Below are 15,884 nucleotides of genomic sequence, written 5' to 3' on the forward strand. Positions count from 1 at the left end.
ATTTATATGTCGCCAGTCCACGGCTGCCGGGTCTCCCACGTATGGGGCTCCGCAGACCTCACCGTCGTCGGGTCGACCAGGTAGATACGCCCGTCCTGCCCGACGAGCTCGTGGTGGATCGCGTCGCCCCAGGCTGCAGAGTGGGGTCCCGGCCCTCGCGGCGCATACCGCCCGATGACGACCCGACCGGGCTCGCCCGTGCGTGAGTAAGGTCGGTAGACCCCGTCGGGGATCGGCGCGATGCGGGCTCGAACCACCACATCGTCGTCGAATTCGGCAGGCAACGGCTGGTAACCATCGTCGTCATCGGTCCACTCGTACTCGCACGCACCGCAGCGATATTCGAACGTCACCGGGTCGGATCTATCGCACCCGGCCAGGAGGGTTCCTGGTCCCGGTGGTCCCGCAGGGAAGCCCCGGATCACCTGGTAGGTGCGCATCGCCGAACAGCGAGGGCACAACGGACGGAAACCGAACATGAGGCCGTCGGAGCTCGGCGCGAGTGGGCGATGAAGCAGGTCGTGGCAGGTGCGGCACACGACGATCGAGCCGTAACCGAAGAACTCCAACTCCTGGATATCGACGAGCACGTGATTCTCGAGGACCGGTGCCTCGTCCGCCCACTCCCCGCAGCATGCACACCGGGAGTACGGTTCGACAGGTTCAGACCGAGCGACACATCCCCGTTCGTCCAACTCGCGCCACGGTGTCGGAGACTCCTCCTCCGCCGAAATCGCCGCGATCAACCGTTCGCCCGTCGCCGTGTCGAGGGTTGCCGGGGCGCTCGGTAGGGGAGTGCCGAGCCGGCGTTCGACAGCAGTCAGCGAGAGTTCGAACGGTCCCAGATACTGGTCGTACGAGTCCGGACCCGTGGAGTCGTGGTGGGTTTCCTCCACCACGACGACGGCCGACGCCGGGCTGTCCGCCGTCACGATGACAAACAGATCTCCCGCGGCCCAGCGCGCGGGAAACGTGAACCCGAGATCGTCGAGGCCCAGATCGTCGTCGGGGTTGTAGTAGAAATCGACGGCCTGCCGCCACGGCGCCACGCCGACGAGGTGGACGCGTCGCTCTTCGGATTGTCCTCGGACGGGCATCAGCCGAGGTTCTTGCGCGCGTACTCCCACACGGCGTGATCCAGCGCGGTGGCGCTGACATCACGCATCGTCGCGACTGTGGCTAGAAGTTCACGGGCTTCCTCAGTCCGCACGGGTCGCGCCAGCGCCCTCTCCACGAAGCGGACAATCCACGTGTCTGCCTTGACATCAGCCTCACCGAGTAACATCCCGAAGTATGACCACGTCACCGATCCGCAGCCCTTGACTGATAGGTAAGCGTTCTTCTGCTCTTTCGAATTGGTGAAGTCACTCGCGTGACGAAGTCCAACGGCAGTGAGTGCTTTCGCGGCGTCGATGACGATCTCGCCCTTGAGGCGCCCGCTCGCTTGCGCCGCGTTGTTAACCGTATTCACGAAATCTGCGGGATCAGCGTCGGCGAGCGCCTCCAAGTCGTCGATCTTCCCGGTGCGTCCATCTCGTTCACGCCACCGCTTGACGACTCCACGCACGCCGGTCTCCGGACCCCCATATCGTGCCCGGATCGAGAACACCGCGTCGATCAAGGCGGCCTCAATCTCTCCTGGCCACCCACCAGGCCACTCTTGAAAGTCCTCGCTCACCGCAGCGTCGATGTATGCGTCCAGCGTAGGTACGTCATTCACGCCGTCCTCCTGGTGCTCATGTCGTATCGATGACGGTCAGGCGCTCTCCCGCGCAACAGGTTGGGAATCAATCGCTTACAGATGAAACCCACGTCTTAGTGGCAACCCGGAAGCCGAGACGAGAGGTGAAGTCCGGGAAGGCCTCGGTTACGCGCCTGTACATCGAACGCGGCGGTTTGGTGCCGAATGCCATGTCGGATAGATAGCCAAAGAGAATCATCTCGAAGGCGGCTGCTTCCACGAAGTCGACGTCTTGGGTGTAGCCGACTACAGCGTCAGCACCCGTCGTCCTGCAGAACTTCTTCAGAGAGTCTTCGGAGCTCTCCAGCGCGCCGCATGAGGACAGGAATATCACGCGGTCCCGGCATCGGTCCTCCAGTTTCAGCCCCAAGGTATCGAGGCCGAGTGGGTCCCCGCTGATGTCCAACATCTCGGGTTTTCCATGGAAGCCCAGATAGAGGAAGCGGTAGGCGTCCAGTGCCCTGCTGTCCCAGTTGTCAAGGTGACGCCAAAGCTCTGCGTGTGTGTTCACGTTGCGGTGGCGGAGCGTCAGGTATCCCAAGCGGTCGAGCATCTCCAGAGCAGGCTCGATCGTCATCCTGTCGGTGGGGTCAGCTGCGTTCCAGTCACCTTCGAGACAGAAGACCCCGTGAGGCATATTGTTGGCCATTGCACCCCTGTCGGACCGTAGATCGTGATCGCCCTAGCGTTACCCAGAAGACGGTCAAAGAAACGCTTGGTGTCAGAACGTCGGTGATTGCTCCACGCCGCCCTCGCGACCGCCACCTAGCTCATCCATTCGACGGGCCACTGAGCAGCAACCGCTTTGGACAACGGACAAGAAGTTCTTGATGGCGTTCCCGGTGTCCGCTGATTCGTGTCTGCCGGGCGTGTGGATGTTCTAGGAGCCGAGTGCCGACGAGAGACTTCCGAAGTCGAGACCCGGTGCGGGCGGTGTGTACGAGGGCTTGTTGGGTGCCAGGTACGGCTTACCGGTGGACTTGCCGCGGACCATCACGAGGTTACGATCGTCAAAGCCGTTGCAGCCCCACCAGGCTGAGTAATTCCCTGCCGGCACGTCCGCCACGGTGTAGACGACTGTGCTGCGTGGTGCGACCTTCGCGTACGGCGTACTGAAGTCGGTAAAGCCGTTGAGGCGTCCGCCGCAACTGGTCACCTCGTCTAGGTGATTTGTAATCCGGAAGACGACTGTGTTGTCGGCTGGAGAGGTGATGGTCGCCGTGGGTAGTGGTTTTGCGGCCGAGGCTGGGGCCACAGCCACGGCGAGCGCAGCTCCGAGTGCGGCCAGTCCGAGCCCCGCGCGTATCTTTCGCATTGCATACCGTCCTTGACTGATCAAAAGTGATGTTGTGGATCGAGTTTGCGCGTCGCCTACTTGGTTCGTCGGCGAGAGGCGCAGAGTTCAACTGGTCGGACTAAAGTCGACGGTCAACGCCTTTGTCTGAATTCTGTGCCTGACTATTCCGAGTTGTTCGTCACCCCCGGACTCTTCGTGATCCGCGTCGAAGGTGTGCAATTGCAAGAGCTCTGCGGAGATCTCGAGCGCGGCCTACTCAGAGATTCTGGCTGATGAGAAGAAGGAAACCGCGACCGCGTTATGGCGCGGGCGGTGGCCCACTTCGCCTCGATCGGTGTCACCACGGTGCGGGTGGTTCACCCGCCGACCGCGTACCCAACCTGGCGGGTCAGTACAACTACCCCGGCACCAGCTCGATCTCAGCGGGTCCGATGAAGAATCGGGTTCGCGCTCGTCCGCGCGCTCTCGGCCGAGCTTCGCGGGCCGGCCGACCTGCTCGCGAATCCCCTTGTCGGACCACAGTTGGCCAGCGCGATCAGTAGTGCGTCCATCCTTGCGGTGTCGTCGGAAGAGGCCGGGACCGGTCTGCGGCCGCGCACGGTGAAGGGTACTCGATGCCCTGCACGACGATCCTGCTCGCGACTGGCGTTTGGCCGACATGGCCGAGATCGTCGGGTCGAGTCTCCGGAGACTGCGGGAGGGGTTCGCCGAGCATGTCGGCACCACGCCCACCCAGGCACTCCGCGACATCCGTCTGAGTCGGGCACGAGCCGACCTGCTCTCGCGGATGACGCCAGCACTGTCGCCGAAGTCGCTGCATGTTGGGGCTTTCCAGCGAGAGCCGGTTCGCTACCACCTAGCGGACGAGGTATGGGATCGGGCCCTCGGAGCATCGGCGCCGGTGAGCTGCCACGCCTCCCGGTGAGAATCTCGTTCCCGCGGAGACTGGGCACCCTCGTCGACGGATCCCCGAGGCGTATCGAAGTCAGGCGTGACCCGCCCACTCACTGGTTCTGTGTCAGAACGGCGGTGGGTTGTTGGTGTCCCATTCGGCTTGTTGCCGACGATGGGTGTCGGTGCGGTGTGCGCGCTCGTCGGTGAGTCGTTGCCGCGCCGGATGGTCGGGTGGCTGGGTTTTCAACGACGCGAACAGGTCTCGCCCGGTGTACGGGTTGCCCAGGTAGGTGTGGCCGGTGGGGGCTTCGAACCACACGGAGAGGTACTCGTCCTGGGAGTCGCGCCACCTGCCAAAGGTTTTGATGCGGTGGTGGAACCGGCACAACGGTTTGAGGTTGTGTTGGAGGGTCTTTCCGCCGCGATCGGGGTGGCGGTGGTCGTATGGATGGGTGTGGTCGAGGTCGACGGTCCACACCGGTTGGTTGCAGCCGGGGAAGGTGCAACACAATTCGCCGGCGCGGATCAGTGCCTGCAGCTTCTTGCTCGGCAGGTACGTGCTGGCGGCTGCCGCGGCCCGGGCGTCGGCGTCGGCTGGGTCTGTGCGCACCCCGGTGGTGATGAAGGTGTGAACCGCGTCGGCGAAGAGTCGGCGCATGGTGTGGGCGTCGATCAGCCCGTAGCCGTCGAGCATGCCGGGATCGTTGTCGAGACCGATCAGCGTCGTCAGGTTGCCCACGATGTGATAGGTCGGTCGTGGTGCGCGGCAGGTGGCGCAGGTGCATGTGCAGTCGCCGGTCGGCTCCGATGCTGCGACAGCGCCGCCGGGTTCGGTTGCGGCGGTGTCGGTCACGTCCGGTACAGCAACGGGGGTGGGCTCGGGTTCGGGTGTTGCCGCGTCGGCGGGTTCGGCGGGTTCAGGGGTGTCGAGGTTCTGCTCGGCTGGTGGGGGTGTGCAGTCGGTGCACCGGCAGTCGAGGGTTTGCGTGCCGTGGGCGAGGGCGATGAGGGCGTCGGCGCGGCGCTGGGCCAGGGTGCGCGGATCAGTGACGTGCACACCTTTGGCCATGGCCGTCAGTTGGGCATTGAGGGCGGCGGCGTCGGTGTGGGGGAAATGTCCGGTGATGCGCGACTGGCCGGGTTGGTGGCGGTCGGGCCGGATGTTGATTCCGCGGTCTCGTTCGGCCTGGTCGTTGCGGCGCTTGACCGCATCAGGCGCATGCCTGTGCACAATCTGGTCGACCAGTGCGGTGAACCGGGTGGTGGACATGGGGTCGCGGGCGAGGATCGCCTCGGCCAATGCGGCGTCCACGATCGGCATGGTGGCCTCGTCGACGAAGTCGGTGCGTTTGAGTGCGATCATGAACCGGCGCAGATCGATTCGTCCGCAGGCCAGTGTGGTGCCGGTCAGGGGGAGTCGGTACCGCATGGCGTCGCCGGTGCGGATGAGGTCGCGGGCTTCCGCAGCGGTGATGGTCAGCGCGGCACCGAGTTCGGCGGTGGCTTGTTCGAACCCGTTGGGCCCGAATTGTTCATACGGGTCCGCACCGGAAACTACCTGGGCTGTCTTGTCGAGGAGGTCGTCGACAGATCGTGCTTGTCCGGAGTGGATCTCACTGCGGCGCAGTAGGTACTCTTCTTCGCGTTGTTCGTGCAGCAGGCTGGCGGCGATCAGTGTGCGGCAGGTGTTGGCGGCGTTCATCGATGCCGAGTACGCAGCCGTGCTGACCAGAGCTTCGGCCGAGAGTCCGTCCAGGGGTTCGAACACGTCGAACTCCGCGTCGGGGAGATCCCCGCCGGGGTCGATGGTGCCGAACTCGAATGCCATGACAACACCATACGAAAGGGGTCTGACAAGACCTGTCGGCACGACTCCGGCGGATCGTCAGGAGCGAGAACTACTTTCGGTAGTAGACGTGGGTCAGCGGTGTCGGATGGCGCGTCGCGCGATCTCGATGGCCGTCGGGCTCAGCGTCACCCCTCGGAGTCCCCGTTCCGGGGGCGAGACGGCTTCGAAGAACTCGTAGATTCCGTTGTCGAGGTGGTAGAGGTCGTACTTCTGGATCGGGCGCCCGTCCGTGCCCTGCCAGCGATACACGGTGAGCAGCGCGCCGATCGTCTCGAGTGGCATGTGGTCGCCGGGTTCGGAGGCGGCGGCGAAGAAGAGCATCAGCAGACTGGCGTCCTCGGTGAACCGATCCATCTTCTGGTTCAGCAGCCGGTCGGCGAGATGGTCGGCCAGCGACTGCGGATCGTCGGCGAGGCTCGTCCCCAACCGTGTCGGCAGGAGACGGCCTTTGTGCTTGCGTAACAACCCCATCCGAAGCAGGGACTCACGAAAATGCAGCACTGGCGCGCTCTGGACTTCTCGATTCTTGGCACCGATGAAGTACTTCATCGTCGGCAACACCTTCGACGCCGCGATCACGTCGGCCGGTTTCAGGTAACCAGCCGACGTGAGTGGAAAGCCCTCATCGCGCGCGCGGCGCAGGAACCACAGGTAGGGGAGCAGGTCGGCTTCGAGCTGGTCGTCCGTCGCAATCGTCGACGAGGCTGCCAACCGCGCTGCGCTCGTCGTCAGCTCTCCGGACCCGTCGAGAGGTTGGATCTGGTACAGCAGGATGCCGAGCCGTGCATCGATTCCGGAATCGGCAAGCGAGTGAATGGGGTCGCTGAGTGCGGCGTTCACCTCGTCGATGTCGAAATGTGCGGGATCGTCCACGACCTCGGCGAGCGACTCCGCGTCGGTGATGCCGCCGCAGTCCTCCGGCGGCGCAGCGCGCCGACCGTCGACGCACCGGGCCCACGGCGAGTCCTCCGACGCTTCGTGGATGCTCTCGAGCTTCAACGTCAGTTCCCAGCTGTCGCCGTAGTCATAGACGTAGCGCAGGACGTCGCCTGGTTCGTGGAGCGTCTCGTCGAGCCGGACCTCGGCGACGGGGGTGCCCACCTCCTCGCCTTCCTGAGCGTCGAACGGGCAGAGGAAGAATTCACTCCTGCGGTCGAATGGGCTGCCGCCGCCCAGCGCGAAACGATAGAGGTGGTAGTCCAGCCAACCGAACGCCGCTTGAATGATCCGGTGCACGTCCTCGAGAGAAACATCCGACCGGACGTCGAGGCGGCGCCAGATGGGAGGTCGCGCGTCGTCGAGATCTACGCGGATCCGGAACACCACTGTCTCGGCGAGCGGCTCCTTGCGGTGACGAATCGACGCTGGCCGCGCGAACCTGTCCGCGGCAGCCCTGCCGAGCTGATCCTGCAGAGTGAGGAGTTCGTTCGGTTGGAGGCCCGCAAGCATCGACTCGAACTGGCGACGCAGTTCTTCGGCATCGAGCGGTTCATGGCTAGGATCTCGCACGCTGCCCAGCGTAGAGCAGCTCCATCTCCGCGGGGTCCGCTTCCCTCCCGCTAACCGGATCTGATGAGCGGGAGGGAAACGGCCGGGCGGGAGGGAAGCCGCCCCGCGGGGAAGTGATTACGCGTACGCCGGCCGGAACACCAGCCTCGCGCCCTGGGCCCGGGCGGCGTCGCGGAAGTTCTTCATGGCGCGTTCCATGTGAAAGCCATTGGTGACGATGAGCGCGCCGGTCCCGCCCATCCGTTTCAGCATCGCCACCGTGTTCTGGGCATTCTGCACGGTCGAGGTCGACGCGACCTCGTTGACCATCTGCCACGGCGGGATTCCGCGTCGGATCAGTCCGATGTTCATGAACTGGGCCTCGGCGATGGGTAGCCAGTGGGTGTCACCGCCGGAGGCGATGATCCGGTTGAACGGATGCTTCTTCGCGAGATTCGCTGCGACGTTCAATCGCTGGGTCATGATCTGGGGTGTCTGCCCGAACTGGCCGAACTTCGCGCCCAGGACGACGATGTAGCGGGTCGGCGGACTCTCCCACAGGAACACGCTGTTCGGGGTGCCGAGTTCAGAACTGCCGAAGTCGACGCTGCCGAAATCCAAACTGGTGGCGGCTGATTCGATCTTCGCGGTGCCTTGGTCCCCGGTGGTGGTGACGGCAACACCGGCCGTCGCAACCGCCGCCGTCACGGCGATCGCGGACATTGTTCTTCTCAGACGCATGCCCTTGGAGTGTACGGACGGGTACGGTCGTGCAGGTGTCAGAACGGTAACACCTGCATCACCAGTCACACACGTAACAGGTCAAGTAGCCGCCGAACAACCTCTCGACCGCCGGGTCACGTGAGCGCGATGTACTTCACCGAGAGATACTCGTCGATGCCCTCGCTGCCGCCCTCGCGGCCGATGCCCGACTGTTTGATCCCACCGAACGGTGCTGCCGCGTCAGAGATCACGCCACGGTTCACCCCGACCATGCCCGAGTCGAGGCGGCTCGCGACGCGCATGCAGCGTTCCAGGTCGCGACTGTAGAAGTACGACGCCAGGCCGTACTCGGTGGAGTTGGCGGCGGCGATCGCGTCGTTCTCGTCGTCGAAGGTGCTGATCACCGCGACCGGGCCGAAGATCTCCTCGCGGGTCACCGGGGCGTACGGGTCGACGTTGTCGAGAACCGTTGCCGGATAGAAGAAACCGCGACCGTCGGGACGTTCCCCGCCCAGCCGTACGCGGGCGCCGTCGTTCACGGCCTGCTCGACGGCGGCCGCGACCTTGTCCCGCTGGTCGGCGTTGACGAGCGGTCCGAGTGTCACGCCCTCCTTGTAGCCGGGGCCCATCGTGACGTCCGACATCTTCTCCACGAGTTTCGAGGTGAACTCCTCGGCCACACCGGATTGCACGAGGAAACGGTTGGCCGCGGTGCAGGCTTCGCCGCCGTTGCGCATCTTGGCCGCGAACGCACCCTCGACCGCGGCGTCGACATCGGCGTCGTCGAACACCAGGAACGGTGCGTTGCCGCCGAGTTCCATCGAGGTGCGCTGCACCCGTTCGGCGGCCTGCCCGAGCAGATTGCGGCCCACCGGCGTCGAGCCGGTGAAGCTGATCTTGCGAATCCGGTCGTCGGTGATCAGAGCGGTGGACACCTCGCCGCTCGAACTCGTCGGAAGGACCGACAGCACGCCGGGCGGCAGTCCCGCCTCGGCGAAGGCCTCGGCCAGGGCCAGCATCGTCAGCGGCGTCTCCCGCGGGGGTTTGACGATCATGACGTTGCCGGCAGCCAGCGCCGGACCGATCTTGCGCGTGCCCATCGCGAGCGGGAAGTTCCACGGCGTGATCGCCAGACACGGCCCGACCGGCTGATGCGCGACGAGGATGCGTCCGTTACCGGCCGGGGCCTGCGTGAACCGGCCGCCTATCCGGACCGCCTCCTCGGCGAACCAGCGCAGGAACTCGTTGCCGTACTTCGTCTCCGCGCGGCTGTCGGGGAGGGCGCGGCCGAGTTCCAGGGTCATCAGCATCGCGATGTCGTCGGCCCGGTCGGTGAGCAACTCGAAGGTGCGTCGCAGGATCTCGCCCCGCTCGCGGGCGGGGGTCGCGGCCCAGTCCTCGGCCGCCGCGACTGCGTGATCGAGGGCGGAGCGGGCATCCTCGACGCCGGCGTCGGCCACCGATGTCAGCGACTCCTCGGTGGCCGGGTCGTACACCTCGAAGGTGGCGCCGTCGGCGGCCGGCGTCGAGCGGCCGTTGATCCACAGGCCGGTCGGCACCCCGTCGAGGATCGCCTGGGGGTCGAGTACATCCCTCTCACTGACATCGTTGGAGCTCATGCGGTCTCACATCCTCGTCCGTTCGGGTTGCAATCTGGCGTTCGCGCGCCGATTTTCACGCTACCGGCCGCGCGGTGGTTGCCGACCGCCTTCGCGCGGACGCACGATGGCTGGGTGGACCCACGAAACAGGCGCCGGTGGTTCGGCACCGCGATCCGCGGCCTCGGACTACTCGCGGTGACAGCGACCCTGGCGACCGGATGCTCGGGCGACGACGCCGCGGGCACGACCGGTCCGACGTCGACGCCCGCCGCGACACAAACAGGCGATCCCGGCGGCACTCGGTACGTCAACCTCGGCGACAGTTTCGGAGCGGGCACCGGTGTCCGGCCGCTGGTGGAGGATTCGCCGATCTACTGCCAGCGCTCGGCGAAGAACTTCGCGCACATCGTTGCCGCCGAGGAGGGTCTCGACCTGACCGACGTCAGCTGCGCCGGCGCCGAGACCGCCGATTTCCGGACGGCCCAGTTCGAGGGCGTGCCGCCGCAGCTCGACGCCCTACACGCGGACTCCGACATCGTCACGGTGATGATCGGCGGCAACGACAAGGCGACCTACGGGCGGGCGATCGACCTCTGCAGCAAGGCGGCGGACACGAACCCGCTCGGTGCGCCCTGCACCGATCGGTACGGGCAGTCCCTCATCGAGCCGATCGCCGAGGACATCTACCCGGCGCTTCGTGCGGCGCTGCGCGACGTGAAGGCCAAGGCCCCGGAGGCGAAGGTCTACCTCGTCGGCTATCCGTGGTTGATGCCGCCGACCGTCGGCTGCTACCCGGAGATGAAGCTCGCCGTCGGCGACGTCCCGATGATGCGCGACCTCCAGACCTCGCTCAACGACTACGGTCGACGCGCCGCCGAGGACGAGGGCGTCCGGTTCGTCGACATGCTGCCGACGTCCGTGGGGCACGACGCCTGTGCCGGGAGCCAACGATGGATCGAGCCGATGACGACCCGCGGGCCGGGAGCGGTCCATCCGAACGAGCGGGGCCAGGAGGCGATCGCCGAACAGGTCCGCAAGGCGCTCGCGAACTGATGAAAACGAACCCGTGTGACGCTCCTGCGTGACCCGGAGCACCCTCTCACCAGCGGCGATTTGGGTCACTCGGTGCCATTTGGAACACTGTAGGCCGTGACCCCTTCCGCTGATGGCCCCATCGTCGAGCATGCAGACACTTCCGCCGCGCTGTTCGCCCGCGCTGCCGAGGTCATCCCGGGCGGCGTCAACTCTCCGGTCCGCGCCTTCTCCGCGGTCGGCGGGACCCCGCGCTTCATCGCGAGCGCCCAAGGGTGCCGCCTGACCGACGCCGACGGCGCGACCTACGTCGACCTCGTCAGCTCGTGGGGTCCGATGATCCTCGGTCACGCCCATCCCGCCGTCGTCGAGGCCGTACAGCGCGCAGCCTCCGGTGGCCTGTCGTTCGGTGCGCCCACCGAGGGCGAGATCGAACTGGCCGAGGAGATCATCGGCCGCGTCGACCCCGTGCAGCGGGTGCGACTGGTGAACTCGGGCACCGAGGCCACCATGTCGGCGATCCGGCTCGCACGCGGATTCACCGGCCGCTCCAAGATCATCAAGTTCGCCGGCTGCTACCACGGCCACGTCGACGCGTTGCTCGCCGCCGCCGGTTCGGGTGTGGCAACGCTGGGCCTGCCGACCAGCCCGGGTGTCACCGGTGCGTCGGCACACGACACCCTCGTGCTCCCGTACAACGACCTCAAGGCCGTCGCGAAGGCCTTCGAGGAGTTCGGCGACGACATCGCCGCGGTCATCACCGAGGCCGCCGCCGGCAACATGGGTGCGGTCGCGCCGGTCGACGGCTTCAACGCCGGCCTGCGCGAACTCACCAGCCGCCACGGCGCCCTGCTGATCATGGACGAGGTGATGACCGGCTTCCGCGTGAGCCCGAGCGGCTGGTACGGCCTCGAAGGCGTCGCGGGCGACCTCTACACCTTCGGCAAGGTGATGAGCGGTGGCCTGCCCGCGGCGGCGTTCGGCGGTCGCGCCGACGTCATGGAACGCCTCGCGCCGACCGGCCCGGTCTATCAGGCGGGCACCCTGTCGGGTAATCCGGTCGCGGTGGCCGCCGGCCTCGCGACCCTGCGTCACGCCGACCACGAGGTCTACAACAAGCTCGACGCCAACGCCGACCGTCTCGCCGGGCTGCTCACCGAGGCGCTCACCGCAGCCGGTGTGGGCCATCGCGTGCAGAAGGCGGGCAACCTGCTGAGTGTGTTCTTCACTACCGCCCCGGAGATCCCGATCTTCGACTACGCGAGCGTGAATGCCACGCAGACCTGGCGATTCGCCCCGTTCTTCCACGCTCTGCTCGAACGAGGGGTGTACGCACCGCCGAGTGCCTTCGAGGCGTGGTTTGTGTCCGCCGCACTCGACGAGGATGCTTTCTCGCAGATCGCCGACGCGCTGCCCGCGGCAGCGCAGGCAGCCGCTACCGCAGCCACCCCGGGGGACAACGCCTGATGCACACGATCGTCCACATGATGCGCCACGGAGAGGTCGACAACCCGGAGGGCATCCTCTACGGCCGCCTCCCCGGATTCCGGCTCTCCGGCGCCGGCCGCTCACAGGCGCAGACAGTCGCCGACACGCTCGCCGACCACGACGTCAAGGCCGTCTTCGCCTCGCCGCTGCAGCGCGCGCAGGAGACCGCGACCCCCATCGCCTCGGCCCACGGCCTGTCCATCCAGACCAACGACGACCTCATCGAGGCCGACAACGTCTTCGAGGGACTCAAGGTCTCCGTCGGCGACGGCGCGCTGAGCAAGCCGAGGCACTGGCCCAAGCTGCGTGACCCGTTCACCCCGTCGTGGGGCGAGCCGTACATCCAGCTCGCGCACCGCATGCTGGCGGCGGCCAACCGAGCCCGCGACGCCGCACGCGGCCACGAAGCGGTGTGCGTCAGCCACCAGTTGCCCGTGTACACGCTGCGTCGTTTCCTCGAAGGCCAGCGCCTGTGGCACGACCCGCGCCGCCGGCAGTGCTCGCTGGCCTCGCTGACCAGCCTCATCTACGACGACGACGCCCTCGTCGACATCATCTACTCCGAGCCGGCCGGTGCCTCCGACCCGCTGGCCACCGGGGCGTGAAACAAAGGTAGAGAAGTAGTGCGCAAGTTCCTTCTGCCGGCAGTGCTGTCGGCCCTGATCCTGCTGATCAGCGGCTGCAGCACGGGTGACGACGCGGTCGCGCAGGGGAACACCTTCCAGTTCGTCTCGCCCGGCGGACAGACGGTCATCACCTACGAACCCGCCGATCGCAAACCGATCGCCGGCCTCGAGGGTGAGGATCTGGTCAGCGGTCAGCCGCTGGCGCTGTCCGACGCACGGTTCGCCGACAAGGTCGTGGTGATCAACGTCTGGGGTTCGTGGTGCGGACCCTGCCGCGGAGAGGCCGACGACCTCGAACGTGTCTACGAGGACAATCGTGACGACGGCGTCGAATTCCTGGGCATCAACCTGCGCGACGACCGCGACTCCGCGAAGGACTTCGTGATCGACCGGAAGGTCGGGTTCCCGTCGATCTACGACTTCCCGGGCCTGTCGCTGGCGGCACTGACCACCCCGACCTCGGTGGTCCCGACGACGATCGTCCTCGACCGACAGCATCGGCCCGCCGCGGTCTTCCTCAAGGCCGTCTCCGACAAGGAACTCGACGCGGTCGTCAAGCGAGTCGCCGCGGAACCGGCGGGTTCGGCCTGATGACGTCCTCGACCGTTCTCGCCTCGTCCATCGGCGACACCTTCGCCGACACGGTGACCAGCGGACCGCTCCTGCTTGCACTCGCGGCATGTCTGCTGGCCGGACTCGTCTCCTTCGCCTCGCCGTGCGTGGTGCCGCTCGTCCCCGGCTATCTGTCGTATCTCGCGGGACTGGTCGGCGCCGAGGCCCCGGCGGTGAAGGTGGGGGAGGGCTCCAAGAACGGGCGTTCGAGGGTCGCGCTGGCCGCCGGTCTGTTCGTACTCGGCTTCACCGTCGTCTTCGTCGCGGCCACCGCGACCGTCCTCGGCGTGACCAGTACTTTCGTCCTGAATCGTGAACTGCTGCAACGCATCGGCGGGGTGGTCACCATCGCCATGGGCCTCGTGTTCATCGGCCTCATCCCGGCTCTCCAGCGTGAGGTCCGGTTCGAGCCGGTACGGGTCTCCAACATCGTCGGCGCACCTCTGCTCGGCGCGGTCTTCGCGCTCGGCTGGACGCCGTGCCTCGGCCCGACCCTGGCTTCGGTGATCGCGACGGTCAGCGGTACCGAGGGCGCGACCGCGGCCAAGGGCGTGACCCTGATCGTCGCCTACTGCCTGGGCCTCGGCCTGCCGTTCGTCGTGCTGGCGTTCTCCTCGGCGTGGGCACTGCGCAGCCTCGGCTGGCTGCGCCGCAATGCCCGAACCATCCAGGTCGTCGGCGGCGTCCTGCTCATCGCCGTGGGCGTCGCCCTGCTCACCGGCTGGTGGGACCAGTTCATCGTCTGGGTTCAGGTCCGCTTCGTCACCGACACCCAACTACCGATCTGAGCGTGTTGCAGCCATGACCGACGTCACCGACCGTACCCAGGTGGACACCCCCGAAACCGGCGCGCCGAAGCCGCACTGGACCAAGCGCCGGGTGCTCTGGCCGCTGCGCAATCTGTGGCGGTCGCTGACGTCGATGCGCACCGCGCTGCTGCTGTTGTTCCTGCTCGCCCTGGCCGCCATCCCCGGCGCGCTCCTCCCGCAGCGCGACCTGAACGAGCAGAAGACGCTCGAGTACATCGCCGAACGCGGCACGCTCGGCACCTGGATGGACCGGCTGCAACTGTTCGACGTCTTCTCCAGCGCCTGGTTCACCGCGATCTACGTGCTGCTGTTCGTCTCGCTCGTCGGCTGCCTGACGCCGCGCATGATCGAGCACTTCCACAGCCTGCGCGCCAAACCCGTCGGCACGCCGCGCAACCTGTCACGGTTGCCCCGGCACGTCACGCACACCGTCGACGGCACGCCGGACGAGATCGCCGATCGCATCAACGGCCGGCTCCGCGGCTGGCGGCGCGAGGTCGTCGTCCGCGAACCGAGCAAGGCCTATCCCGAGGGGTGCGTGGAGGTGTCCGCGGAGAAGGGCTACCTCCGCGAGTTCGGCAACCTCGTCTTCCACTTCGCGCTGCTGGCGCTCCTGGTGTCGATCGCGGCCGGCAAGATGTTCGGGTACGAGGGCACGCGAATCCTCGTCGCCGACGGCGAGCAGGGCATGTGCAACACCTCGACCGCCGTCTACGACTCCTTCCGCGCCGGCAATCTGGTCGACGGCACCGACCTGTCGCCGTTCTGCTTCCGCGTCGACGACTTCTCGGCGACCTTCCTGCCCAGCGGACAGCCCGACATGTACGACGCGACGATCCGCTATGCCGAGGGCACCAAGGTCGGTTCCCCGGACACCTGGACCAGCACCTCGGTCCGCGTCAACGAGCCGCTGCGCGTCGCCGGTGACCGGGTCTACGTGCTGGGCAACGGCTTCGCCCCGACGTTCAGCGTGACCTTCCCCAACGGGGAGAAGCGCACCCAGACCGTCCCGTTCGTCCCCGACCAGCTGCAGACGATGCTGTCCTCCGGTGCGGTGCGCTTCGACACCCCGGCCGGGTTGTACCCCGACGCCGACGAACGTCGGAAGAACCAGATCGCGCTCGAAGGCCTGTTCGCACCGAGTGCGCTCTACCACGGGACCCTGCTGACGTCGCTGTCCCCGGAGCCCGACGATCCGGCCGTCGCGATCCGCATCTACAAGGGTGACACCGGCCTCGACACCGGCAAGCCGCAGAACGTCTACTCGCTCGATCAGGACCTGGTCGAACAGGGCCGGCTCCAGCGGCAGGCGCAGGTGAACCTGAGTGTCGGCCAGAGCCACACCATCGCCGACGGAACCACCGTCACCTTCGACGGTTACCAGCGGTGGGTGTCGGTGCAGGTGTCCCATGATCCGGCGCAGCTCTGGGTGCTGGTCAGCGCGATCGTGATGCTCGGCGGGTTGCTGGTGTCGCTGCTCATCCGGCGACGCCGGATCTGGGCGCGGCTGGTCCCGGCGCCGATCAGCACCGGTCCGGGCGGCGCCGACCCCGCCGCCGTTGATCCTCCCGACGGGAAACGACGTACTGTAGTAGAGATTGCCGGGCTGGCCCGTACGGACCAGGCCGGCTGGGGCGATGGTTTCGAGGACCAGGCGACGGCCCTCGTCGCCGACGAGGCGGACGCTTCCACCTCGCGGCGCACGACCCGGCGGCTCTAGGCCA

14 protein-coding genes and 1 pseudogene are annotated in these 15,884 nt (G+C 66.6%); 7 read left to right on the top strand and 8 right to left on the bottom strand.

Annotation, left to right across the window (positions count from 1 at the left end):
- Positions 1–2: 2 nt before the first annotated feature.
- The 4 genes from NWF34_RS07505 to NWF34_RS07520 form a co-directional block, all read right to left on the bottom strand.
- A complete protein-coding gene (locus NWF34_RS07505) occupies positions 3–1,097 on the bottom strand; it encodes a hypothetical protein (protein WP_258324565.1) in 1,095 nt (364 codons plus the stop codon).
- Positions 1,097–1,720, bottom strand: coding sequence for a hypothetical protein (locus NWF34_RS07510; protein ID WP_258324566.1), 624 nt, complete (start codon positions 1,718–1,720; stop codon positions 1,097–1,099). Before NWF34_RS07510 ends, NWF34_RS07505 begins: the two co-directional genes overlap by 1 nt.
- A 67-nt stretch (positions 1,721–1,787) precedes the next feature.
- Positions 1,788–2,390 (bottom strand): DUF6642 family protein, encoded by a 603-nt coding sequence (locus NWF34_RS07515; protein WP_258324567.1) that lies wholly within the window; start codon positions 2,388–2,390, stop codon positions 1,788–1,790.
- A 231-nt stretch (positions 2,391–2,621) separates the two neighbouring features.
- Positions 2,622–2,897: a hypothetical protein gene (locus NWF34_RS07520; protein ID WP_258324568.1), complete on the bottom strand. Its 276-nt coding sequence runs from the start codon at positions 2,895–2,897 to the stop codon at positions 2,622–2,624.
- 585 nt (positions 2,898–3,482) lie between these two features.
- On the opposite strand from NWF34_RS07520, the pseudogene NWF34_RS07525 reads away from it, so the two are divergent.
- Positions 3,483–3,898, top strand: a pseudogene (locus NWF34_RS07525) (helix-turn-helix transcriptional regulator); the annotation flags it as partial.
- Between the two features lie 158 nt (positions 3,899–4,056).
- Here the strand turns inward: NWF34_RS07525 and NWF34_RS07530 are convergent.
- The 4 genes from NWF34_RS07530 to NWF34_RS07545 all read right to left on the bottom strand — a co-directional run bounded on the left by NWF34_RS07530 (position 4,057) and on the right by NWF34_RS07545 (position 9,611).
- A complete protein-coding gene (locus NWF34_RS07530; RefSeq protein WP_258324569.1) occupies positions 4,057–5,760 on the bottom strand; it encodes an HNH endonuclease signature motif containing protein in 1,704 nt (567 codons plus the stop codon).
- Positions 5,761–5,853: 93 nt separating this feature from the next.
- Entirely contained in the window at positions 5,854–7,290 is a 1,437-nt protein-coding gene (locus NWF34_RS07535; RefSeq protein ID WP_258324570.1) for a plasmid pRiA4b ORF-3 family protein, read from the bottom strand.
- 117 nt (positions 7,291–7,407) lie between these two features.
- Positions 7,408–7,992, bottom strand: coding sequence for a YdcF family protein (locus NWF34_RS07540; RefSeq protein WP_375295631.1), 585 nt, complete (start codon positions 7,990–7,992; stop codon positions 7,408–7,410).
- Positions 7,993–8,126: 134 nt separating this feature from the next.
- Positions 8,127–9,611, bottom strand: coding sequence for an NAD-dependent succinate-semialdehyde dehydrogenase (locus NWF34_RS07545; protein ID WP_258324573.1), 1,485 nt, complete (start codon positions 9,609–9,611; stop codon positions 8,127–8,129).
- Positions 9,612–9,725: 114 nt separating this feature from the next.
- On the opposite strand from NWF34_RS07545, the gene NWF34_RS07550 reads away from it, so the two are divergent.
- The 6 genes from NWF34_RS07550 (at position 9,726) to NWF34_RS07575 (ending at position 15,880) form a co-directional block, all read left to right on the top strand.
- On the top strand, positions 9,726–10,646 hold the full coding sequence (locus NWF34_RS07550) for an SGNH/GDSL hydrolase family protein (RefSeq protein ID WP_258324574.1): 921 nt from the start codon (positions 9,726–9,728) through the stop codon (positions 10,644–10,646).
- Between the two features lie 96 nt (positions 10,647–10,742).
- Positions 10,743–12,092, top strand: coding sequence for a glutamate-1-semialdehyde 2,1-aminomutase (hemL, locus tag NWF34_RS07555; protein WP_024498682.1), 1,350 nt, complete (start codon positions 10,743–10,745; stop codon positions 12,090–12,092).
- Positions 12,092–12,718 (top strand): histidine phosphatase family protein, encoded by a 627-nt coding sequence (locus tag NWF34_RS07560; RefSeq protein WP_024498681.1) that lies wholly within the window; start codon positions 12,092–12,094, stop codon positions 12,716–12,718. Before hemL ends, NWF34_RS07560 begins: the two co-directional genes overlap by 1 nt.
- 18 nt (positions 12,719–12,736) lie before the next feature.
- A complete protein-coding gene (locus NWF34_RS07565) occupies positions 12,737–13,330 on the top strand; it encodes a TlpA disulfide reductase family protein (protein ID WP_258324575.1) in 594 nt (197 codons plus the stop codon).
- Positions 13,330–14,139, top strand: a complete 810-nt coding sequence (locus NWF34_RS07570; RefSeq protein ID WP_258324576.1) for a cytochrome c biogenesis CcdA family protein — start codon at positions 13,330–13,332, stop codon at positions 14,137–14,139. The genes NWF34_RS07565 and NWF34_RS07570 overlap by 1 nt, the downstream gene beginning before the upstream one ends.
- 13 nt (positions 14,140–14,152) lie before the next feature.
- Positions 14,153–15,880, top strand: a complete 1,728-nt coding sequence (locus NWF34_RS07575) for a cytochrome c biogenesis protein ResB (RefSeq protein ID WP_258324577.1) — start codon at positions 14,153–14,155, stop codon at positions 15,878–15,880.
- The last annotated feature ends 4 nt before the right edge of the window (positions 15,881–15,884 follow it).

Origin of the sequence: Gordonia sp. GONU (genome assembly GCF_024733855.1) — a bacterium.
Lineage (GTDB): Bacteria > Actinomycetota > Actinomycetes > Mycobacteriales > Mycobacteriaceae > Gordonia > Gordonia amicalis.

Coding starts and splice junctions, on each gene's coding strand:
- NWF34_RS07540 (WP_375295631.1), bottom strand. CDS start 7,992: ATGTCCGCGATCGCCGTGACGGCGGCGGTTGCGACGGCCGGTGTTGCC.
- NWF34_RS07505 (WP_258324565.1), bottom strand. CDS start 1,097: ATGCCCGTCCGAGGACAATCCGAAGAGCGACGCGTCCACCTCGTCGGC.
- NWF34_RS07575 (WP_258324577.1), top strand. CDS start 14,153: ATGACCGACGTCACCGACCGTACCCAGGTGGACACCCCCGAAACCGGC.
- NWF34_RS07530 (WP_258324569.1), bottom strand. CDS start 5,760: ATGGCATTCGAGTTCGGCACCATCGACCCCGGCGGGGATCTCCCCGAC.
- NWF34_RS07545 (WP_258324573.1), bottom strand. CDS start 9,611: ATGAGCTCCAACGATGTCAGTGAGAGGGATGTACTCGACCCCCAGGCG.
- NWF34_RS07570 (WP_258324576.1), top strand. CDS start 13,330: ATGACGTCCTCGACCGTTCTCGCCTCGTCCATCGGCGACACCTTCGCC.
- NWF34_RS07515 (WP_258324567.1), bottom strand. CDS start 2,390: ATGGCCAACAATATGCCTCACGGGGTCTTCTGTCTCGAAGGTGACTGG.
- NWF34_RS07560 (WP_024498681.1), top strand. CDS start 12,092: ATGCACACGATCGTCCACATGATGCGCCACGGAGAGGTCGACAACCCG.